The organism is Hydrogenophaga crassostreae (genome assembly GCF_001761385.1).
Taxonomy (GTDB): domain Bacteria; phylum Pseudomonadota; class Gammaproteobacteria; order Burkholderiales; family Burkholderiaceae_C; genus Hydrogenophaga; species Hydrogenophaga crassostreae.
In genome coordinates this window covers 901,842-922,506 of sequence record NZ_CP017476.1, presented here as the reverse complement: position 1 = coordinate 922,506, position 20,665 = coordinate 901,842, and the positions used below count along the sequence as shown (strand labels likewise).

18 protein-coding genes are annotated in these 20,665 nt (G+C 62.2%); 2 read left to right on the top strand and 16 right to left on the bottom strand.

Features of this window, described 5'->3' with window-relative positions; translation table 11 throughout:
* The first annotated feature begins 21 nt into the window (after positions 1 to 21).
* Positions 22 to 531, top strand: a complete 510-nt coding sequence (locus LPB072_RS23815; RefSeq protein ID WP_066092097.1) for a hypothetical protein — start codon at positions 22 to 24, stop codon at positions 529 to 531.
* Positions 528 to 2,813: an ATP-binding protein gene (locus tag LPB072_RS04380; protein WP_066092094.1), complete on the top strand. Its 2,286-nt coding sequence runs from the start codon at positions 528 to 530 to the stop codon at positions 2,811 to 2,813. Before LPB072_RS23815 ends, LPB072_RS04380 begins: the two co-directional genes overlap by 4 nt.
* 77 nt (positions 2,814 to 2,890) lie before the next feature.
* On the opposite strand, the gene LPB072_RS04375 is transcribed toward LPB072_RS04380, so the two are convergent.
* From LPB072_RS04375 to LPB072_RS04300, 16 genes are all read right to left on the bottom strand, one after another.
* Positions 2,891 to 3,532, bottom strand: a complete 642-nt coding sequence (locus LPB072_RS04375) for a hypothetical protein (RefSeq protein ID WP_066092091.1) — start codon at positions 3,530 to 3,532, stop codon at positions 2,891 to 2,893.
* A gap of 123 nt (positions 3,533 to 3,655) precedes the next feature.
* Positions 3,656 to 6,043, bottom strand: a complete 2,388-nt coding sequence (locus tag LPB072_RS04370; protein WP_066092088.1) for a Tex family protein — start codon at positions 6,041 to 6,043, stop codon at positions 3,656 to 3,658.
* A 101-nt stretch (positions 6,044 to 6,144) separates the two neighbouring features.
* Entirely contained in the window at positions 6,145 to 7,818 is a 1,674-nt protein-coding gene (locus tag LPB072_RS04365) for an AMP-binding protein (protein WP_066092085.1), read from the bottom strand.
* Positions 7,819 to 7,963: 145 nt separating this feature from the next.
* Positions 7,964 to 9,178, bottom strand: coding sequence for a multidrug effflux MFS transporter (locus LPB072_RS04360; protein ID WP_066092082.1), 1,215 nt, complete (start codon positions 9,176 to 9,178; stop codon positions 7,964 to 7,966).
* Between the two features lie 66 nt (positions 9,179 to 9,244).
* Positions 9,245 to 9,790 (bottom strand): methylated-DNA--[protein]-cysteine S-methyltransferase, encoded by a 546-nt coding sequence (locus LPB072_RS04355; protein ID WP_066092079.1) that lies wholly within the window; start codon positions 9,788 to 9,790, stop codon positions 9,245 to 9,247.
* A gap of 6 nt (positions 9,791 to 9,796) precedes the next feature.
* Complete coding sequence (locus tag LPB072_RS04350; RefSeq protein WP_066092076.1) at positions 9,797 to 10,702, bottom strand: SDR family oxidoreductase; 906 nt, start codon at positions 10,700 to 10,702, stop codon at positions 9,797 to 9,799.
* A 38-nt stretch (positions 10,703 to 10,740) separates the two neighbouring features.
* On the bottom strand, positions 10,741 to 11,223 hold the full coding sequence (locus LPB072_RS04345) for a GNAT family N-acetyltransferase (protein ID WP_231943423.1): 483 nt from the start codon (positions 11,221 to 11,223) through the stop codon (positions 10,741 to 10,743).
* Complete coding sequence (locus LPB072_RS04340) at positions 11,220 to 12,155, bottom strand: glutathione S-transferase family protein (RefSeq protein WP_066092073.1); 936 nt, start codon at positions 12,153 to 12,155, stop codon at positions 11,220 to 11,222. Before LPB072_RS04340 ends, LPB072_RS04345 begins: the two co-directional genes overlap by 4 nt.
* 18 nt (positions 12,156 to 12,173) lie before the next feature.
* Positions 12,174 to 13,823, bottom strand: coding sequence for an isovaleryl-CoA dehydrogenase (locus LPB072_RS04335; RefSeq protein WP_066092070.1), 1,650 nt, complete (start codon positions 13,821 to 13,823; stop codon positions 12,174 to 12,176).
* A 158-nt stretch (positions 13,824 to 13,981) separates the two neighbouring features.
* Positions 13,982 to 14,995: an NADP-dependent oxidoreductase gene (locus LPB072_RS04330; protein ID WP_066092067.1), complete on the bottom strand. Its 1,014-nt coding sequence runs from the start codon at positions 14,993 to 14,995 to the stop codon at positions 13,982 to 13,984.
* Between the two features lie 36 nt (positions 14,996 to 15,031).
* Positions 15,032 to 15,829 (bottom strand): SDR family NAD(P)-dependent oxidoreductase, encoded by a 798-nt coding sequence (locus LPB072_RS04325; RefSeq protein ID WP_066092063.1) that lies wholly within the window; start codon positions 15,827 to 15,829, stop codon positions 15,032 to 15,034.
* A complete protein-coding gene (locus LPB072_RS04320) occupies positions 15,829 to 16,257 on the bottom strand; it encodes a PaaI family thioesterase (protein ID WP_066092060.1) in 429 nt (142 codons plus the stop codon). The genes LPB072_RS04325 and LPB072_RS04320 overlap by 1 nt, the downstream gene beginning before the upstream one ends.
* 166 nt (positions 16,258 to 16,423) lie before the next feature.
* On the bottom strand, positions 16,424 to 17,215 hold the full coding sequence (locus LPB072_RS04315) for an SDR family oxidoreductase (protein WP_066092057.1): 792 nt from the start codon (positions 17,213 to 17,215) through the stop codon (positions 16,424 to 16,426).
* 160 nt (positions 17,216 to 17,375) lie between these two features.
* Positions 17,376 to 17,666 carry a Dabb family protein gene (locus LPB072_RS04310; RefSeq protein ID WP_066092054.1) on the bottom strand — a complete coding sequence of 97 codons (291 nt, stop codon included), beginning with the start codon at positions 17,664 to 17,666 and terminating at the stop codon, positions 17,376 to 17,378.
* Positions 17,666 to 19,489 (bottom strand): acyl-CoA dehydrogenase, encoded by a 1,824-nt coding sequence (locus LPB072_RS04305; protein ID WP_066092051.1) that lies wholly within the window; start codon positions 19,487 to 19,489, stop codon positions 17,666 to 17,668. The genes LPB072_RS04310 and LPB072_RS04305 overlap by 1 nt, the downstream gene beginning before the upstream one ends.
* Before the next feature lie 45 nt (positions 19,490 to 19,534).
* Positions 19,535 to 20,554: an AraC family transcriptional regulator gene (locus LPB072_RS04300; protein WP_066092048.1), complete on the bottom strand. Its 1,020-nt coding sequence runs from the start codon at positions 20,552 to 20,554 to the stop codon at positions 19,535 to 19,537.
* Positions 20,555 to 20,665: the final 111 nt, after the last annotated feature.

Here is a 20,665-nt window from a genome sequence, read left to right as displayed (position 1 = left end):
CACCACCGCTTAAGGACCAGCATGCAATACCGCCACAGGCTTTCCATCGCTGGCGTCCTACTGATCGGACCGCTGCTGCCGATGTCCGCCCTGGCACTGGACGCACCCAAAGAGCGCCCCATACTGACCATATCGGGAAAGATCTCGGCGAAAAACACCAGCGACACGGCTCGCTTTGACATGAAAATGCTCGAAGCCTTGCCGCAACACAGCCTGACCACCTCAACACCCTGGTTTGACAAACCCATGAAATTCACGGGTCCGTTGCTTGCCGACGTGCTCGCCGCGGTGAAGGCCAGAGGCACTACCGTCCATGCCTTTGCCATCAACGACTACAACATCAGCATTCCGATCACAGACACCGCCAAGTACCCCATCATCATGGCCCGCCTCATCAACGACAAGGCCATCTCCGTGCGTGAAAAGGGGCCGCTGTTTGTGATTTACCCTTTTGACAGCCACGCCGAGCTCCGTACCTCGACCTATTACGAGCGCTCGATCTGGCAACTCAAGGCGATGGAAATCAAATGAAGTTCGATCCGCCGAGTCTCGCCAGGTGGCAAGGTCGGCAATGGGCCGCTGCGCTCGTGGCGTTGCTGTTGGTCACGTTGACGCCACTGCTCTGGATCCAGTGGCGTCAGTACCACATGCTCGACGATCTGGCGGTCAACCAGGTCGATTCCCTGATGTGGCAGGCCTACCAGCTCGAGCGCGAAAGCGATCGCCTCAAGCAGAGCCTGCAAGATGTGCAGGCCTCGTCCCGGCCCATCGATCCCTGGCACCTTGCCGAGCGCTATGACGTGTTTCTCAGCCGCATCGATCTCCTGACCAACATTCCGCGCCGCGACCTGCTGTCATCTTCCCCCGAGTACAGCAACGCCATCGGGCTGGTGAACAGCTTCGTGGCCTACGCCGATCCGGTTTTTTCGCGACCCCAACAACTCATCGACAACGCCGCGCTGCGCGACCAGGTGATCAAGCGCCTGAGCGCAATGGACCTGCCATTGAGTGAACTCACCCGCCAGGCCAACCGGGCCGTTGCCCGGTTTGTGGACGAGCGCAACCGCCAGCTGCGCCAGCAGGGCTGGCTGGTGGTGGTCCTGGCAACGGTTCAGATCCTGATCATGCTGCTGTTTGTGGGCCTGCTCGTGCGCCACATCCGCCGTCAACAGCTTCAATATGCGGAACTGCACGGGTTGAGCCAGGCGCTTGAAAACGCGCGCGACCAGGCCGAAGCGGCCAACCATGGCAAAAGCGTCTTTCTTGCGAACATGAGCCACGAAGTGCGCACACCGTTTCAAGGCTTGCTGGGCATGCTCAACTTGCTCAACGACGCTTCTCTGGACACACAACAACGCGACTACCTGCAAACAGCGCGTGATTCGGCCACCCACCTGCTGGGTGTGCTCAACGACATTCTGGATGTATCGACCATGGAATCCGGCACCCTGAGGCTGTCCCCCGCCCCGATGCACCTTCCCGGCGTGGTCCAGGAGGTCGACGGCTTGATGCAGGTGGCGGCCCGCGACAAGGGCCTCACTTTGACCATGACTGCTGCAGCCGATCTGCCAGAGTGGGTCAATGCCGACACCACGCGCTTGCGCCAGATCATGTTCAACCTGATCAGCAACGCCATCAAGTTCACCGAAACGGGCAGCGTGGTTGCCCACCTTGCGCTCGATCCAAAGGGGCAGTCAGGGATCCTGTTCACGGTGCGCGATACTGGCGTTGGCATGACCGCGGAAGCCCAGAAGCAATTGTTTACCCGCTTCTATCAGGCCGACGACACCCCGCGCAGGCGCATGGGGGGCACCGGTCTGGGCCTTGAAATTTCGCGCAACCTGGCCCGAATGATGGGAGGCGACATCGCCGTGCAAAGCAGCCTGGGCTCTGGTTCGGTGTTCACTGCGACGCTGAAGCTGACAGCGACCACTCCGCCGCCCACACACGCCACCATCGGGGCCGACCTGGGGTCTTCGCCCAGGTTGCGCATTCTGGTGGCGGAAGACCACCCCATCAACCTCAAGTACATGAATATCCTGCTGCAGAAGATGGGCCATGAAGCCACTTTCTGCGAGAACGGGCAGGAAGCGCTGAAACTGCTCGATCAACAGGCGTTTGATCTGGTGCTGCTGGACTACCACATGCCCGTGCTGGACGGGTTGGCCACGACCCAGGCCATCCGCGCACTTGAGGGGCCCCGGTCTCATATCAGCATCATCCTGGTGACGGCCGATGTGGTCAATGACACCCGCAAGCGCGCACGCGAAGTGGGTGTCAACGAGTTTGTCAGCAAACCCTTGCAAGTCAAGGAATTGCAAAGCGCGATTGCCCGGTGTTCCCTGCCCGATTTCGGCGCCCGGGGTGACGAAGTCCCCGAAGCCACCGCGCCGCTTGCCAGCGTCCTTCCTTTTTCCTCATACGAGGCGCCGGTGCACTTGCCCGATGCCGAGCAGCCCATCAACGCCCTGATCGACAGCGAGTCATATGAAGAAATCCTGCAACTGATGCCGCCGGATTCTCTTGACGAATTGCTCAAGACCGTGTTCGATGGCCCCGATGGAACCGCGCATGTACTGGCGCAGTGCATCATTGACGGCGACCGCGCCGCGATTGGCTACAACGCCCACAAACTCAAGGGCACGGCCATGTTGATGGGGTTTCGTTCCATGGTGGCCACTTCCACACAGATCGAGTACCTCGCCATGCAAACCGAGGACCCTATCGATGGCGAACTGGGTCAGCAAGTCTTGCGCGAAGCGGCACTCACAAGAAAGGCCATCTCCCGTTTCAGCCTGACGGCCGCCGAATAAGCAACACCACGCAAAAATGGGGGCGGTTGCGACAAGGCAACCACCCCCATTTTTTCATCCGTCTTGCCCGAAATCCCTCAGGCTCGCTTGTTGACCAGCCGCCCCAACTCCAGCGCATTCCATTCGCTGGCACCTTGCTCGGTGTAGGCCACGGCGGGCTCTGTGGCCGCCTGATCAACACGCCCGTCAGGAGAGTCAGATGCTGGCGCACCCAATAGCCTGACCGGCGGAGCAGCCGGTTGAGCCGCCTGTTTCTGAGCTTGGTCCAGCCCCGTCCCGTCAACGCTTTCACCGGATCGTCCAAGCGCGTTTTCCACTACCGCAGCACTGGCCTTCCAGACGCTGGACAGCACATCCAGCAGCTTCTGCTTTTGCGCAGAGCGCTCATCTTGGGCAGCCTGCGCATCCCGAGCCTGTTGTTTGGGGTCCTCTTGCGACTGGGTGGCGCTGGGCGCCTGACCGTCCTTGGGTTTGTCTCGCGGCAGAATCGGCGCTGCGTCAGAGGCCGGCGTATGCCCCTCCTGATCCGGCGTCTTCTTGGGATTCAGGCCTGGAGACGCGTGGGTCTGGGCCCGGCGATCGGACCCCAGGCCCGACTGGCCCTCACGCGGCGACTGCTGGGCAGGTTTCACCGACGTCACCGCAGAGACGGGTGCAACCGCCACGGCCGTTGGTGAAACCGGCCAGTGAACCGGTTGACTGGAAGCAATATTGATCATGACAAAACCCCTTTTTCGGGATCAGCGGGTCCAAACACTACCGCTGTTCTAGTGGGTTTTTCGACCTCTAAAGCCCGAACTTGAGGGCTTTTTTGCCTCTATTTCGACAACCGCTCCAACCCTTCAGGATTTGGGTTGCTGCAGCTTGGCAAATGCCGACGCCATGGCCGAAGCCGCTTGAGGCGCTTGCCCGCCAGATCGCCCACCGCCGTGGCCCTGACGGGCAGGCTCGAACCGGTTGTCGCGGGCCGCCCCGGCTTCACGCCTTGGCGCCGTGGCATCCAGCTTCATGGACAGCCCAATGCGCTTGCGCGCCACATCCACCTCCATCACCTTGACCTTCACGATGTCACCCGTTTTCACGATCTCACGGGCATCATTGACAAACTTGTTGGCCAACTGGCTCACATGCACCAGACCATCCTGGTGCACCCCCAGATCGATGAAGGCGCCAAACTGGGCCACGTTGCTCACCGTGCCTTCCAGAATCATGCCTTCGCGCAGGTCGCTGATGTCATCGACCCCGTCGTTGAAGCGCGCCACCTGAAAGTCCGGGCGCGGATCGCGGCCCGGCTTTTCCAGCTCGACCAGAATGTCTTTCACCGTGATCACGCCAAACTTCTCATTGGCAAACAACTCGGGACGCAGCGCCTTCAACATGTCTGCACGGCCCATGAGTGCGGCCACAGGCTGCCCCGTTTTTTCGATGATCTGCTCGACCACCGAATAGGTCTCGGGATGCACCCCCGTCATGTCCAGCGGGTTCTCGCCGCCGCGGATGCGCAGGAAGCCTGCGCTTTGTTCAAAGGTTTTGGCGCCCAGCCCAGCCACATCCATCAGTTGCTTGCGGCTTTTGAAAGCCCCGTGGGTTTCCCGCCAGTGCACCACGGCTTTCGCCACGCTGCCCGACAAACCCGACACCCGGGACAGCAACGGCACGCTGGCCGTATTCAGGTCCACTCCCACGCCGTTCACGCAGTCCTCCACCACGGTCTCCAGCGTGCGTGCCAACTCACTCTGGTTCACATCGTGCTGATACTGGCCCACACCAATGCTCTTGGGGTCGATCTTCACCAGCTCGGCCAACGGGTCTTGCAGCCGCCGCGCAATACTGGCCGCGCCGCGCAGGCTCACATCCACATCGGGCATTTCCTGGGAAGCGAATTCGCTGGCCGAATACACCGATGCGCCGGCCTCGCTCACCACCACCTTCTGAACGCCTGTTTGTCCGGCCTTCTCAAGCATCTTGATCAGGTCAGCGGCGAGCTTGTCGGTTTCGCGGCTCGCCGTGCCGTTGCCGATCGCAATCAGGCTCACGCCATGCTTGCGGGCCAGCAGCGCCAGCGTATGCAAGGCGCCATCCCAGTCGCGGCGGGGTTCGTGGGGGAAAACCGTGGCTGTGTCGACCAGCTTGCCCGTGACATCCACCACCGCCACCTTGACCCCGGTCCGGATGCCCGGATCGAGTCCCATCACCGCCTTGGGTCCGGCCGGAGCGGCCAGCAACAGATCCCGCAGGTTGTCGGCAAACACCTTGATCGCGACGCCTTCGGCGCTTTCACGCAAACGCGCAAACAAGTCGCGCTCGCTCGACAGGCTCAGTTTCACCCGCCAGGTCCAGGCCACACATTTCCGCAACAGATCATCTGCCGCGCGGGCCTTGTGGCTCCAGCCCAAATGCAGGGCAATGCGGCCTTCTGCCAGCGAAACCACTGGCGCAGGGCGCCCAGTTGCGGTCAATGTGGGCTCGGCTTCCGGTACCACGAGCTTGGCGTCGAGAATCTCCAGGGTGCGGCCGCGAAACACCGCCAGAGCGCGGTGCGACGGCACGCGGCTGATCGGCTCGTCGTATTCAAAGTAGTCGCGGAACTTGGCCACATCGGGGTGGTTTTCATCTTTGCCTGCCACCAGCGTGCTCTTGAACAGGCCCTCGTTCCACAACCATTCACGCAGGTTCTGTAACAGCCCCGCGTCTTCGGCCCAGCGCTCACTCAGCAGATCACGCACGCCATCGAGCACCGCCGGCACGGTCGAGAAATCGGGGCCTGGCTTGCCGTCATCGAGCACTTCGGCCGGTCGGGTAAAAGCCTCCGCCTCGGTGGCCGGGTCCAGCGTGGGATCGGCCCACAATTTGTCGGCCAAGGGTTCGATGCCAAATTCGCGGGCGATCTGACCCTTGGTGCGGCGCTTTTGCTTGAAGGGCAGATACAGGTCTTCGAGTTCCTGTTTGGTGGGCGCAGCGGCGATGGCTGCCCGCAGGGTATCGGTGAGCTTGCCTTGTTCATCGATGTTCTTGAGCACCGAAGCACGGCGGTCTTCCAGCTCTCGCAAATAGGTCAACCGGTATTCCAGCTCGCGCAACTGAATGTCATCCAGGCCATTGGTGGCCTCTTTGCGGTAACGCGCAATGAACGGCACGGTGGCACCGCCATCCAGCAGCTCCACCGCTGCGATGACCTGTTGAACCTGAACTTTGATTTCTTGCGCGATTTGCGCGATGATTTTTTGCATGGCGAAAAAAAGGCACCTGATGGGTGCCTATGGGAGAAGGGATGGCAACAGTTTGCCACACCCCCGTCGCGATACCGTTGCCCGGCGCAGGGTGGGGGCACTCAAGCCCACATGACTTTTTTCTGATTGCCGTACCACGCCTCGATCTGCGGCGCCGACATGGTTTCAATGCGCGCGCGCTTGATTTTCATGGTGGGCGTCAAGCAGCCGTTTTCAATGCTCCAGGGTTCGCGCGCAATCACGATCATCTTCAACTGCTCGTAGTCGGCGACTTTGGCGTTCACCTCATCGAGCAGACGGGTGAATTCGGTCTCCACCTCTTTGCGCACAGCGGCATCGTCTTGACGCGGACGCAGCCCTTCGGCCAGGACCACCAACGCATAAGCGGCCGATTGCCCCACGCCCGACACGATGGACTGCTCCACCATCGGGTGGGCATTGATGCGGTTCTCGATGGGCGCTGGCGCCACGTATTTGCCCTTCGCGGTTTTGAACTGCTCCTTGGCCCGCCCGGTGATCTTCAACAGGCCGTCGCTGCGGATTTCGCCCAGATCACCGGTTCGGAAGAAGCCGTCCTCGGTGAAGCATTCGGCATCCAGCTCAGGCTGCTTGTAGTAACCCACCAGCTTGCCCGGCGACTTGATCTGAATCTCCCCTTCAGGACTGATCCGCGCCTGCACACCCGGCATGGTCACGCCCACACAACCCGGCGCCGACTTCTCCGCGGTGGAGTTGAAGGAGTAGGCGAAGTCTTCCGTCATGCCATAACCCTCACTCAGGTTCAGGCCCAGGCGCTTGTACCAGACGATCAGGTCTGCCGGGATGGGGGCAGAGCCGCTGCCAGCCAGTTGCACCTGATCCATGCCCAGGCCGGTGAGCACCTTGCGGGCCACGATGCGGCCCAAAAACGGGATGCCCAGCAGCATGTCGAGCTTCTTGGGCGGCATTTTGGCAAAAACACCCTGCTGAAACTTCAACCAGAGTCTTGGCACGGAGATGAACGCTGTGGGCCGGGCACGCTGCAAATCGGCGAGGAAGGTATCGAGCGACTCGGCGAAATAGATGTGGTATTTCCCGTCGATGTACGAGGAACACTCGATCCAGGCACGCTCAAAAATGTGGGCCAGTGGCAGGTAAGACAACAAGCGGACATCACCCTGAATTTGCCTGCGCAGTTCGGCGGCAATGCCCATGCTGGCTTTGGTGGCCGCATCAAAGCTGTGCATCACACCCTTGGGGGTTCCAGTGGAACCCGAGGTGTACATCAGCATGGCCAGATCGTCCGGCTGGCGTCGCGTCTGGCCCGCCATGGGTTCGGTGCGATTGATGATGCTGTCCCAGGTTTGAAAAGAAGTCTTGGGTGCCAGCGGGAATGCCACACACGGCAAGCCTGCAGGCACGCCAGGCGTCTGCTGGGCCCAGGTGTCGAGTTTGCCCACGAAGAGCAAGCTGGCTTCGCTGTGCTCCAGCACGTATCGCACGGTGTCCGCCGTCTCGGTCGGGAAGATGGCCACGGTGGTGTGACCCGCCATCCAGATGGCCAGTTCGGCCATGATGAAATGGGCACAATTCTTGGACAGAATGGCAATTTTTGAACCGGGAGCGAAGCCCTGGCCCTGAAGGTGGGTTGCCATGCGGCGCGACTGGTCCATGAGCTGCGCCCATGTGTAGTTCGCCACCTGGTCATTGCCCAGCGGCTGGGTCAGGTAAACCCGGTCGGGCATGGACGCCTCGTGTCCATAGACGTAATCAAGAATCAGCTTTGTATCTGCCATCGGTTCGTGCCTCAAGTTGCGGTTCGCCACATTGAAGCATCGAACAGGTTTCATCACATCGCGACATACCCTAGAGCCACGGTGCGACAGCGCCCCAACCTGTCACCCACGCGTCAGCCGGCAGGGTGATTCGGGCTCGACAGCCTCAGACCGTTCTGACCGGTTTCGCACCCGGCGTCTGTGCACCACCGAAGGTCAGCCAGGTCAGCGCCACGCCGGTCAGTGCACCGGCGGCCATGCCCGCCACCATGGGCATGGGCTTGCCATTGGCGAACAGGCTGACGATGCCCATGGCCGCTGCGCCGCCCATCATTTGCAGCGTGCCCATGAGCGCCGAAGCGGTTCCGGCAATGGGACCATGGCGGTCAAGCGCCAGCACCGAAGCCGTCGGAATGACCAGCCCCATGAAACCGCTGGCCACAAAATACAGCGCCATCAGTACCACCATGCTGTCGCCGCCCAACAGGTAAAACAGCAGCAGGCTCACCATGAACACACCCGCGGCGCTGGCCGCGAACTTGACCAGCGGCACCAGGCCAAAGCGTTTGCCCAATGGGGCCGTGAGTTGGGAGGCGCCGATGAAGGAAATCGCATTGAGGGAGAAAGCGAGGCTGTATTGCACCGGCGTGACGCCGTAGTGGTTGATGAACACAAAGGGCGAACCCGCAAGGAACACAAAGAAACCCGCCATCACGCTCGCGCTGATGCCCACCAACCCCAGGAAATGGCGATCGCGCAGCAACACCCCATAGGCGCTCAGCGCGCTGCCCAGGCTGCTCGCGACCCGCTGTTCAGGCCCACGTGTTTCCTTGAGTGCGCGATTGATCAAGAGAAGGCCCGCCGCCGCCGCCAGCGCAACACACCAGAAAACCCCGCGCCAGCCTGTCAGCGCAATCACGCCACTGCCCGCCAGCGGCGCCAGAATCGGCGACACGCTGAACACCAGCATCAGCAGCGCCATCATGCGGGCCGCTTCGGTGCCTGTGTGCATGTCGCGCACCACTGCGCGCGGGATCACCATGCCGGCTGCCGCACCCAGCCCCTGCATGAAGCGCAACGCTATCAAGGTCTGCACGTCGGTGGTGACCGCGCAACCGATGCTGGCCAGCGCGAACAAGCCCAGACCAAAATAGAGAGGCGGCTTGCGGCCCACCATGTCCGATACCGGGCCGTACAACAACTGCCCAGATCCCAGGGCCAGGAAAAACACGGTCAGCGTGAGCTGCACCTGTCCCACCTCTGCCCCCAGGCTCTGCCCGATGTCGGGCAACGCGGGCAGGTACATGTCGATCGCAAACGGACCGATCGCAGAGATGAGGCCCAGTATCAGGGCCATTTTGAGGTAACGGGTCAAAGGCATCGCTGGATTGTCCGTGATCAGGGAAAACCCTCCACCAAAAAGGGCACCTCCCGGCGGCGAGACCCCTCAATCAAACAGGGGCCGTGTCTCGCTCAGTACCGCGCCCTCGATTGCCAGCATGCGCAGCTTGGTGGCCGCACCACCCGTCGCCGAAAACCCGCCTGGGCGGTTGCCCGCGGCCAACACCCGGTGGCAAGGCACCACGGGGGCAAACGGGTTGTGGCCCAGCGCCTGGCCCACGGCCCTGGCCAGCTTCACATCGCCCAGCTCCAGGGCCACTTCCCCGTAAGTGCGGGTGTGCCCCGGCGCGATGGCTCGGGCGATGGCGTACACCTTGCGCTGGAATTCGGTGAGCCGCGACAGGTCCAGGGAGAGCTCGCACAAATCGCGCGGCTCGCCTCGCAACAAAGCCTGTATGCCCTCGATGGCCTGCGCCACCATCGGCGGCCCGTCGCTCAGCGGGAAGCTGGCGCCTGCGCTTTTCAAGAGACGACGCGTTGTCCCCCCATCGCTCATCTCCGGCAATTGAACGGCCAGCAAACCCTGCGGGCCCCACGCCACCCCGCAACGGCCAATGGCCGTGTCGAACAAGGCGTGGCCACTGGCCGACAACGGCCTTCAACCTTTGCGCAACTGGGCCCGCAAGGCTTCACCAATGTCGGGCCTGGCCGCAAAAGGGTCGACAGGGTTGGTGCCCGCCACGATGGCGTCAAAACGCTGCTGCGCATTGCCCAGCGCCTTGGGGTGGCTGTAGATGTAAAACTGGTCGGCGCCAATGGCGTGAAACACCATACCGGCCACTTCGGCCGCAGAAACCTTGCCCGAGCTCACCGCTTTTTCACCCATGGCCTGACCAATCAGCTGGCTCTGGGTGGGCTTTTCGTCGGCCATGGCATCGGGCCGGTTGCGCTGACTCTGGCTGATACCGGTTGGCACGAAGTAAGGGCACAACACGCTGGCGCCGATCTGGTCGGTCACCAGTTTCAGGTCCTGGTACAGCGTCTCGCTCAGGCTCACCACCGCGTGTTTGCTCACGTTGTAGATGCCCATGTTGGGCGCGGTCAGCAAGCCGGCCATGCTGGCGGTGTTGACGATATGGCCCTGGTAACCGGGATCGGCCTTGGCGGCCGCCAGCATCATCGGCGTGAACAGGCGAACGCCGTGCACCACGCCCCAGAGATTGACGCCCAGCACCCACTCCCAGTCTTTGACCGAGTTCTCCCAGATCAGGCCACCGGAACCCACACCGGCGTTGTTGAAAACGAAATGGGGGGCGCCAAAGGTCTTTTGAACTTCATCGGCCAGCGCCGCCATTTGATCGGCATCGGACACATCCACCCGCCGCGCCAACACCTTCACGCCCGTGGCCTTGATCTCCGCCTCGGCTTTGTCCAGCGCGTCTTGCTGCACATCCACCATCACGAGGTTCATGCCCCTCGCAGCGCCAATGCGGGCGCACTCCAGACCGAAGCCCGAGCCTGCGCCGGTCAGTACCGCGGTCTTGTTTTTGAAGTCTTGAATCATGGTGTCGTCTCCTGTGGGTTTGAATAACGGATTGGGGTTCAGGCCCGAACCATCTCGATGTGTTCGATGCCGTCTTCCAGATACAAATCGCCTTGCGGCTCAAAGCCGGTTTGGCGGTAATACGTTTGCAGATGCGCTTGCGCACCGATGCGAATGGGTTGTGGGCCCCACTGGCGCTGCAACTCGGCAACGGATTCGCGCATGAGGGCATGGCCCAAACCCGTGCCGCGGGCAGCCGATGAAGTGGCCACACGGCCGATGCTGGCCTCGGCAAACGCCGCGCCAGCGGGCAACAGGCGGGTGTAAGCCAGCAAGCGCGGTACGCCACCTTCGCCAGGCGTTTCGCCCATCAGGTGTACCGCCTGGGCATCCAGCCCGTCGATATCCTGAAACACGCAGTTTTGCTCAACCACGAACACCGCCGAGCGCAACTGCAACACGCGGTAAAGCTCTGCCGTGCTCAGCGCATCAAACCGCACCGCACGCCAGCGCAGACCGGTCAAATCGAATGCGGCGCTCAAGCTTTGACTTCCCTCAGGACAAAGCCGATGCGGGGGAAGTGCACATGCACCGTGCCCACACGTTCGTCCGAACGCTCGAGTGTGTAGCGCGTGCGGGTTGCCGCGCGCAGGATGCCCTCGGTGGGTTCGGTGCCAAAAGCTTCGGCTGCGATGGTCACCCGGCTGCCCAGGGCAATGCCGTGGTCGTCCTGAAACACGTCGCCCGTCAGAGGCAGGGGCTGTGCCGCCGCCGCCACGGCGACCGCCTCGGCCGAGGTGAGTTTGCTCATGTGCCCATGGCCCAGGGCGGCCAGGCGGTCCATCCAGGCCAGCACAGCTGGCGTGTGGTCAAGCACACCGGCCACCGCCGGGTTCACCACGCGGCTGAACCACAGCGGGTGGTAGGCCGCGAAATCGGCCATGCTCGGCGCATCACCCAGAAGAAATGGTTGCTCTTCGACCATGGTCGACAGGCGGCGCAAGTAGCTGCGGTACGCGGCAGTGGCATCGCCCGGCCTGAGGCTGGTCATGTTGCTGCGCATGGCGCCCCGATCAGCGGCAAAGGCCTGCGCGGCCTCCGGCGGCTGACCGGCGAACAATGCGGCGGCGCCTTTGGGGCTCAGGTTGTAGCCCATGGCCGCCCAGAACAGGGTGCTGTCGGCCCATTGCGCCAACACGCGGGCCACACCTTTTTGCGTTGCGGGAAACAACGGCGCCGAGGGCTCGCGCTGTTCCAGCACATCGCCGATCAGCGCCGTGTCGCAATACACATCGGCACCGATCTGCAAAAACGGCGTGCGGCGGTAGCCACCCGTGAGCGCCAGCACATCGGGCTTGGGCATGATGCGCGGAATGATCACGCTCTTCCACGCCAGCTGTTTGTAGCCCAGGATCAGCCGCACCTTTTCGGAAAAAGGCGAAGTCGGGTAATGGTGAAGAATGAGATCGGACATGGTGAGGTCTCTCCAGGGTCAGTTCGGTTGGGCGCGGGCGATGATGCTGTCGAAATCGGTGGCGGCAGACAGGGCGCCAAAGCTGTGACCCCAATGGCCATCCAGACGCGAATCGCAAAAAGCGGAAAAGACCGCGGATGGCGCTGTCTGCGCCAACAGCGCGGCCTGCACGGCCAAAGCCACGTCTTGCGCCAGGCGGCGCGCTTCAATTTCGGTGGCCATGGCTTCTACCCGCGTCGGCAGCGAACGGGCCACATGGTCGAGCGCCGGGTGCATGCCCAGAGCGGGCCGAAGCTCATCGGCCAGTGCGGCGGACGCATCGGCCTTGCGCAACGCACGCAACAGGTCCAGTGCCATGATATTGCCCGCGCCTTCCCAGATGCTGTTGAGCGGCATCTCCCGGTAGATGCGCGCCATCACGCCTTCACCGCCCTCTTCCACATAACCGTTGCCGCCCAGGCACTCCATGGTCTCCTGTGCAAAGTGGCTGCCGCGCTTGCAGATCCAGAACTTGGACACCGGCGTCAGCAGCCGGTTCATCACCTGTTCATGGGCATCGCCGGAGCGATCAAAACTGCGGGCCAGGCGCAACGCCAGGGCGGTCGCCGCCTCGGATTCCAGCGCCAGATCGGCAAGCACGTTCTGCATCAAAGGCTGATCAATCAGCCGCTTGCCAAACGCCTGGCGCTGTGCCGTGTGGTTCAGTGCCAGCGACAGCGCGTGGCGCATCAGGCCGCTGGTACCCAGGGCGCAATCCAGCCGCGTCATGCTGCCCATGGCCAGAATCTGCGGCACGCCGCGCCCCTCTTCGCCCACCAGCCACGCGGTGGCGCCCACGAACTCCACTTCGGAGCTGGCATTGGCCTTGTTGCCCAGCTTGTCTTTCAGGCGCTGGATGAACAACTGGTTCAGGCTGCCGTCGGGCAACAGGCGGGGCAGGAACAGGCAACTCAAACCCGACGCCGTTTGGGCCAGAATCAAAAAGGCATCGCACATGGGCGCCGAGAAGAACCACTTGTGCCCCGTCACCCGGAAGCGCTGGCCCCAGTCGTCCTGCCCATCGCTCACAGCTTGCGTGGTGTTGGCGCGCACATCGGAGCCACCCTGCTTCTCCGTCATGCCCATGCCCATGGTCACGCCGGCCTTGTCTTTCCACAGTTTCAGTTCAGGGTCGTAACTGCGGCTGGTGAGTTGGGGCGCCCAGTCGTTGTAGATCGCCGCGTTGCCCTTGAGCGCAGGTGTGACCGCGTAGGTCATGGAGATCGGGCACAGCATCGAAGGTTCAAGCTCGGTAAAGAGCATGAAACTCGCGGCCCGTTTCACATGCGCGTGGCCCGTGGCCTGCTCGGCCTCGCTGAACGCCGTGCCGTGCAGGCCCGCGCCAGTGGCCTCAGTCATCAGCGCGTGGTAACTCGGGTGGAACTCCACCCGATCAATACGGTGGCCAGACCGGTCGTGGCTTTTCAGTTGCGGCGTGAACACGTTCGCCAGCCGTGCATGGGTCTGCATCGCTGCGCTGCCAACCCGATCGCCCAACGCGAGCAAAGGCGCCGTGTCCAGCACCGGCGCATTAAAAGCCAGCGCCGATTGCAAGGCGCGGTTGCCGCTGAACAGGTTCACATCAACCAGCGGCTCAGGCTGGTTAAACACCTCGTGCGTGGGTTTCATGGAACCTCCTGACGGTTCAAAAAAAGGGACGCCTCAGCGAAGGGATGCTGAAACCAGGTCGCCGTGGAACCGGCTCCGCCGGGCCGCCAGCGACGCCCCCTTGAGGGGGTCGCGCATAGCGCGGCGGGGGTGGACTCCCAGCACTGCGGCGCGGGGGATCACAACTTCACAAGCTGCTTGCCAAAGTTCTTGCCCTTGAGCAGACCGAGGAAAGCTTCAGGCGCTGCCGCCAGGCCTTCTGCCACGGTTTCGCGTGGACGCAGCTTGCCCGTGGCGACCAGTGAGCCCAGTTCGGTGAGGGCCTCGGGCCAGACTTCCATGTGCTCGCTGACGATGAAACCTTCGACTTTGAGACGGTTCACCAGAATCAGCGCCGGGTTGGTCAGCGGCAGCGGTGCGCCGTTGTAGCCGGCGATCATGCCGCAAACCGCGATGCGGCCAAAGGCGTTCATGCGCAACAGAATGGCATCGAGAATCATGCCCCCCACGTTTTCAAAGTAGCCGTCGATACCGTCCGGGCAGTGCTCTTTCAGGGCCTTGGCCAGGGAATACATGTCTTTGTGCAGCTTGTAGTCGATACAGGCATCGAAGCCCAGCTCGTCCACCGCGTACTTGCACTTCTCAGGGCCGCCTGCGATACCCACCGTGCGGCAGCCGCGCGCCTTGGCCAGAGCGCCAAAAGCACTGCCCACTGCGCCGGTCGCAGCACTGATGACCACCGTCTCCCCCGCCTTGGGGTTGATGATCTTGACCAGGCCATACCAAGCAGTCACGCCGGGCATGCCCACAGCGCCGAGGTAGTAGGAGAGCGGCACATGCGTCGTATCGACCTTGCGCAAGGCGCCGGGTTGGGCCGCATCGACCACGCTGTATTGCTGCCAGCCACCCATGCCGACCACCTGGTCGCCCACGGCGAACTTGGGGTGCCTGGTTTCGACCACTTCGCCAACCGTGCCACCGATCATCACTTCGCCCAACGCCTGCGAAGCGGCGTAGCTTTTGCTGTCGTTCATGCGTCCACGCATGTAGGGGTCGAGACTCATGTAGTGGTGCTTGACCAATACCTGGTTCTCGGCGAGCGCTGGCGTTTCGCTGGTCACCAGCTTGAAGTTGCTGGCGACGGCGTCGCCTTCAGGGCGGTTATCGAGAACGATTTGTTGATTGCTAGGCATGGTGAAAATCTCCGGTTGAATGATAAGAACAGATGTTCAGGTTGAAACAGGGCGGCGCAAGGTGGGCAGGCCCACGCCAGCGGCATCAAAGCCGCCGTCGACCGCCAGCACCTGGCCATTGATATAGCTGGCCTCGGCACTGCACAGAAAGCCGACCGCGTTGGCAATCTCTTCCATGCTGCCGTACCGGGCCAGCGGAATGGTGTCGTGGTAATCGGCACGGATGGCAGGCGTATGCACCTTCCTGGCCATCTCGGTTTCCACCGGGCCGGGCGCAATGGCGTTGACGCGAATGCCCACATTGCCATATTCCACGGCTTGTTGTTTGGTGAGGTGAATCAGGGCGGCCTTGGAAGTGCCATAGGCGACCCGCAGCGTGCTCGCGCGCAGGCCCGATATGGACGCGATGTTGACCACCGCTCCACCGCCGTTTTTCAGCATCCATGGCGCGACCGCCTGGGTACAAATGAAGGGGCCATCCAGGTTGGTGGCCATCACCCAGCGCCAATCGTCAACGGTGGTTTCTCCAATCGGTTTGAAGGTGGCCACGCCTGCGTTGTTGACCAGAGCATCGATGCGGCCGAACGCCCCCACGATGTGCTGCACCGCTTCCGCCACCTGATCAGGCCTGGACACATCGGTGTGCAAGGCCAGCAGGCGATCCGCATCGCTGCCCAGCGCTTCGCGCAACCGGGACGCGGTGCGCGTCAGTGTGTCGGCATCGTTGTCGATCAGGGCCACGCGATGCCCGCGATCCAGAAACCACTGGACGATGGCCAAGCCAATGCCACGGGCACCACCGGTTACCAACGCCACAGGTATTTCAGTTGCCATCAATCGGTCCTGATGTTGTTGAGCGCCTGAGTGGATTTGCTGCCCACTGGCAAACGCGGCACAAATTTGAAGGTACCGGTGGCATGCGCACACAGCTTGCCATCGGCGTCGAAAATGCGGGCTTCGGTGAAGGCCATGGTGGCGGTTCGGTGCAGCAGGTTGCCCCTGGCCAATAGCTTGCCCCTGGCCGGACGCATGAAACTGGTTTTCATCTCGATCGTGACGCACCCCATTGCAGGCTCCACCGACCGCGCCGCATGCGCCATGACCACATCCATCAGCGTCATGCTCGCGCCACCGTGCACCACATTGAACGAATTCTCATGTTCGACCCTGGGGTCAAAGGTTATCTCGGCCTGGCCATTGGCCATGCTCAACAGCTCAAACCCCAACAGCTCGACAAAAGGAATATGGACAGAAAATTTCATGGATGCAGTGTGCAGCAGTCTTGAGGGGTTTGGGGCACTTGTCCCAGGCGTTGCCAGAGCGAAATGCCTTGACCCAGGATGCCGTGCAACCGGCTGCGCCGGGCCACCGGAATCGCCCCCTTGAGGGGGTGAGACGCCGAAGGCACGGCGCTGGGGTGGACCGTGGTCAGCCGCCAGCGACCACGCTGACGCCACCATCGACCGCCAGCCACTGGCCGGTGATGTGTTTGCCCGCATCCGACGCGTACAGGACGGTCAGGCCCTTCAGGTCTTCATCGTCGCCAAAACGCAGCAGCGGCGCACTCGCCTTCAGACGCTCTTCGCCCATGGCCTGCAAGGTACCGGCGGTCATTTTGCTCGGAAAGAAGCCGGGGCAGATGGCGTTGACGGTGATGTTGTACTTGCCCCATTCGGCGGCCAGCGCGCGGGTGAAGTTGATCACCGCACCCTTGGAGGTGTTGTAGGCGATGGTCTGCATGTCGGGCGGGTTGCCGCCCAGACCAGCGATCGAAGCGGTGTTGATGATGCGCCCGCTCTTGCGGCCGATCATGCTGCGCTTGGCGACGATCTGGCTCAGGATGAAATAGCTGCGCACGTTGAGGTTCATGACCTTGTCCCAGGCTTCAACAGGGTGGTCTTCGGCGGGCGCGCCCCAGGCCGCACCGGCGTTGTTGACGAGGATGTCGATATCGCCCAGGCGCTCCAGCGACTCGTCGGCCAGGCGACGGATGTCTTCTTCTTTCGAGCAGTCGGCAGCGATCCAGCGGGCGTCGATGCCAGCGGCCTGCAGTTCGGCAGTGGCCGCTTCCAGATCGGCCGCCTTGCGCGAACTGATCAGCACGCGAGCGCCCTGCTCGCCCAGCGCATGGGCCATCTGCAGGCCCAGGCCGCGGGAACCACCGGTGATGAGAGCGGTCTTGCCTTTGAGATCAAAGAGTTGGGGAACGGTGCGTGTCATGTGTGTCTCCTGTGTGGGTTTCGGTTGAATTCGACGGGCTTTCACTAGCGTATCGGGGAAGGCGCCGCAACGATGTCGCTTAGGTTTCGCCGCAGGACCATTTCAAGTCCCGGGGGGCAACAACGGCCACGTCGGCGGCTGGGCCTGGGGTGAGGAGAGATCAGGTCTCGTAGTCCATGCATTGCCGGGCCGCCACCACCGATTTCATGAAGGGCTTGATGGCCTCGTGATCGGGGTGGGCCTGGTAGGCGGACAGCGCCGCGCGATCGACAAAGCTGCTGTTGAGCACCAGGTCGCTGGTGCACGCCAGACCCGGTTGTGCCGCCGCGACTTCGAACTTCAAAATGCCCGGCGTGATGGCCGAACAGCTTCGCAGCAAGCGAACTGCTTCGGCCAGGTTGACCTGCCTGTTTTCATCGCGCAACTGCCACATGACAACGTGATGCAGCATCAGAACGCCTCCTCAGGCAAGGCGGCGCAGGTCTGATCGCGGCTGCTCACCACATTGAGCCAGGCACCGATCTTGGGCAACTCATAGAGAAAGAAAAAGCGCATGCAAGCCAGGCGGCCGGTGCGGGCTGGCGAGTCGGCGGCGGCTTGTGCGGTCAAGGAAACGTCGAGCCAGATCCAGGCCAGAACCATGTGGCCAAAGGCCTGCAAATACGGCACCGCATTGGCCAGCGCATCGCCCGGAATGCCGGTGGCCCATGCGGCCTTGGTGGCCGCGCCGACCTGTGCCAGCGAATGCGCCAGGGCATTGGCGTGTTCTGCCAGCTCGGGCACCTGCATCGCCCGCTGAATGGTCGCATTCATGCGATCCGCCAGCAGCTTCAATCCCTTGCCTTCTTCCATCAGCACCTTGCGGCCCAGCAGGTCCATGCCCTGGATGCCGTGGGTGCCTTCGTGGATCATGTTGAGGCGGTTGTCTCGCCAATACTGCTCGACGGGGAAGTCGCGCGTGTAGCCGTAGCCACCGTGCACCTGGATCGCCAATGAATTGGCCTCCAGACACCATTCGCTGGGCCAGCTCTTGGCAATGGGCGTCAAGACCTCCAGCAACAAACGCGCATCGTCTGCGGCCGCGGCTTCGGCGGTGTGGTGTTCGTCCACGAGTCGGGCGCAATACAGTTCCAGCGCCAAAGCGCCTTCTGCGTAGCTCTTCTGCGCCAGCAGCATGCGCTTCACATCGGCGTGTTCGATGATGCGGGTCTGGGGCTGCGCGGGGTCTTTGCCCGCCGGCCCCATCGGGCGACCCTGCGGCCGGTTCTTGGCGTAGTCCAGTGAAGCGTGGTACCCGGCCATGCCGAGCATGGTCGCCGCCAGACCGACGCCGATGCGCGCCTCGTTCATCATGTGGAACATGCAGGCCAGGCCTTTGCCGGGCTGGCCCACCAGGTAGCCGACCGCGCCGGCCTCGCCACCAACCGGGTACTTGCCCTCACCAAAGTTGAGCAAGGTGTTGGTGGTGCCACGCCAGCCGCATTTGTGGTTCAAACCGGCCAATGCCACATCGTTGCGTTCGCCGGTCAACCCGCCATCGGTGCCGACCATCTTCTTGGGCACGATGAACAGGGAAATACCCCGCGTACCAGGCACCAGTTTGCCGTTTTCATCGGGAATCTTGGCGAGCACCAGGTGGATGATGTTTTCGGTGAGCTCATGCTCCCCGGAAGAGATCCACATCTTGTTGCCCTTGAGGCGGAATCTGGCACCAAGCGGATCGCTCTCGCTGCCCGACCCATCGGGCACCGCCCGCGTGGCGACATCGCTCAAGGAAGAGCCTGCCTGAGGCTCGCTCAAACACATGGTGCCCGACCAGCGCCCTGAAAACTCGTTCAGGGCAAAAACCTTCTTTTGCAGTTCATTGCCGTGCTTCATCAGCAAGTTGGCGTTCCCCACCGTCAGCAGGCCCGAGCCGATGCTCACCGATGCCATGGCAAAAAAAGTGTTCGCCGCAGCCTCCACCGAGTAAGGCAGTTGCATGCCACCGATCTCGTAGTCTTGCGCAGCGCTCAACATGCCGCTTTCGGCGTAGGCCCTGTTCGCATCGTGCGTGGCCTGGGGCAAGATCACCTTTTCGCCGTCGAAGTGCGGCTCTTGTGTGTCCACCAGCCGGTTGAACGGTGCGTACTTTTCACGGGCGATGCGCTCGCAGGTGTCGAGCACCGCATCGAAAGTTTCGCGCGAATGGTCGGCAAAGCGCTCGCGCTGATTGAGGCCTTCAACAGCCAGCCAATCGTTGAGTAGAAAATCGAGGGTAGGGCGAAGGCTCATGGGCGTTGGTTTCAGCAGAAGCAAAGACCTCTGACTCTAGCGGCATCAGGCGTCAGTTGTTGGCACCTGCATGACACCGCGAGCCCGCCGAAGCGCTTCCGATGGCTGCTCGCCGAAACGGTTCTGGTAATGGGCACAGAAGTGACCCATGTGGAAAAAGCCGTATGCCTCAGCCACCTGGGCGACGGTGACGCCGTCACCGGGACTCGCCCGTTTGAGGGTGTCGCGCACGCTGTCCAGGCGGATCTCGCGCAAATAGGCCATGGGACTCTGGCGCAGGTGCTCCTTGAACGCCAGTTGCAGAGACCTCGCGCTGACGCCCATGTGTTGACACAGGTCGCCCAGGGACACTGTCTCTTGCAGATGGGTATGCAAAAACGCCTGGGCACGGCGCACCGATCGTGGCAACAGGCTGCGCCGATGCCCCTGCTGCAAAGCCTCTGAGTAGTTGTGCCGGGTCGTCTGCAACAGCGTGGAGATCAGGTAATTCTCGGCCTGAGATGCCACCCCACCCAGACCAGAGGCATCCTCCATCGTTGTGCACAGGTACTTGACGAAATTGAACATGGGCGCGGCGGCAGGATTATCCAGGGGCACGCCCAACTCAAAAACCAAAGGCTGATGCACCGGCGCCTGAATCAGGCTCTCCAGTTGCACCAGCAAAGCAGCCCGGGAAAACCGAACGATCAGATGGGGGCTGTCTGGCGCCCAGTTCATGCTCAGCCGCTCCGTGGGTGAGGGCAGAGAAGCCAGGCGACTGGAGGCTTCGATCGATTGATTTCCGCAACGCACGCTGGCGCCACCGCGCAAGGGAATCTGGAGCAGGTAAAAGTCGCCCAGGTAACCGGGTTCGATGTTCACGCCGGCCCCGTATTGCACATAGTTCAGACTGACATCGCGGTGCAGACGGGCACTGTGATGGCAGGCGTCAAACTGCGCTCCCGCACCGAAGGTGCTCAATCCATGCGGACAGAAAACGCGTGCCACGTGCTCGCGCGCCTCGTCCAGATCCATCGAGTGGAACAGCCGATGGTTCGACAAAGGGAGGCGCGGGAGTTCAAGCATCACGGCCTCTCTTGTAGCAAAGCCCGGCGCTTTTGACCATGCTGACTTCCCCTCAGACGGTTGAAATCAAGCAAGAACCCGCCGTCCGATCGACCGTCAAAAATCTGCGCA

Excerpts from the sequence above, each read along its gene's own strand:
- LPB072_RS04300 (WP_066092048.1), bottom strand. The coding sequence starts at position 20,554 with ATGCTTGAACTCCCGCGCCTCCCTTTGTCGAACCATCGGCTGTTCCAC.
- LPB072_RS04320 (WP_066092060.1), bottom strand. The coding sequence starts at position 16,257 with ATGAAATTTTCTGTCCATATTCCTTTTGTCGAGCTGTTGGGGTTTGAG.
- LPB072_RS04370 (WP_066092088.1), bottom strand. The coding sequence starts at position 6,043 with ATGCAAAAAATCATCGCGCAAATCGCGCAAGAAATCAAAGTTCAGGTT.
- LPB072_RS04335 (WP_066092070.1), bottom strand. The coding sequence starts at position 13,823 with ATGAAACCCACGCACGAGGTGTTTAACCAGCCTGAGCCGCTGGTTGAT.
- LPB072_RS04375 (WP_066092091.1), bottom strand. The coding sequence starts at position 3,532 with ATGATCAATATTGCTTCCAGTCAACCGGTTCACTGGCCGGTTTCACCA.
- LPB072_RS04325 (WP_066092063.1), bottom strand. The coding sequence starts at position 15,829 with ATGGCAACTGAAATACCTGTGGCGTTGGTAACCGGTGGTGCCCGTGGC.
- LPB072_RS04360 (WP_066092082.1), bottom strand. The coding sequence starts at position 9,178 with ATGCCTTTGACCCGTTACCTCAAAATGGCCCTGATACTGGGCCTCATC.
- LPB072_RS04380 (WP_066092094.1), top strand. The coding sequence starts at position 528 with ATGAAGTTCGATCCGCCGAGTCTCGCCAGGTGGCAAGGTCGGCAATGG.
- LPB072_RS04305 (WP_066092051.1), bottom strand. The coding sequence starts at position 19,489 with ATGAGCCTTCGCCCTACCCTCGATTTTCTACTCAACGATTGGCTGGCT.
- LPB072_RS23815 (WP_066092097.1), top strand. The coding sequence starts at position 22 with ATGCAATACCGCCACAGGCTTTCCATCGCTGGCGTCCTACTGATCGGA.
- LPB072_RS04350 (WP_066092076.1), bottom strand. The coding sequence starts at position 10,702 with ATGATTCAAGACTTCAAAAACAAGACCGCGGTACTGACCGGCGCAGGC.
- LPB072_RS04340 (WP_066092073.1), bottom strand. The coding sequence starts at position 12,155 with ATGTCCGATCTCATTCTTCACCATTACCCGACTTCGCCTTTTTCCGAA.
- LPB072_RS04365 (WP_066092085.1), bottom strand. The coding sequence starts at position 7,818 with ATGGCAGATACAAAGCTGATTCTTGATTACGTCTATGGACACGAGGCG.
- LPB072_RS04315 (WP_066092057.1), bottom strand. The coding sequence starts at position 17,215 with ATGACACGCACCGTTCCCCAACTCTTTGATCTCAAAGGCAAGACCGCT.
- LPB072_RS04310 (WP_066092054.1), bottom strand. The coding sequence starts at position 17,666 with ATGCTGCATCACGTTGTCATGTGGCAGTTGCGCGATGAAAACAGGCAG.
- LPB072_RS04330 (WP_066092067.1), bottom strand. The coding sequence starts at position 14,995 with ATGCCTAGCAATCAACAAATCGTTCTCGATAACCGCCCTGAAGGCGAC.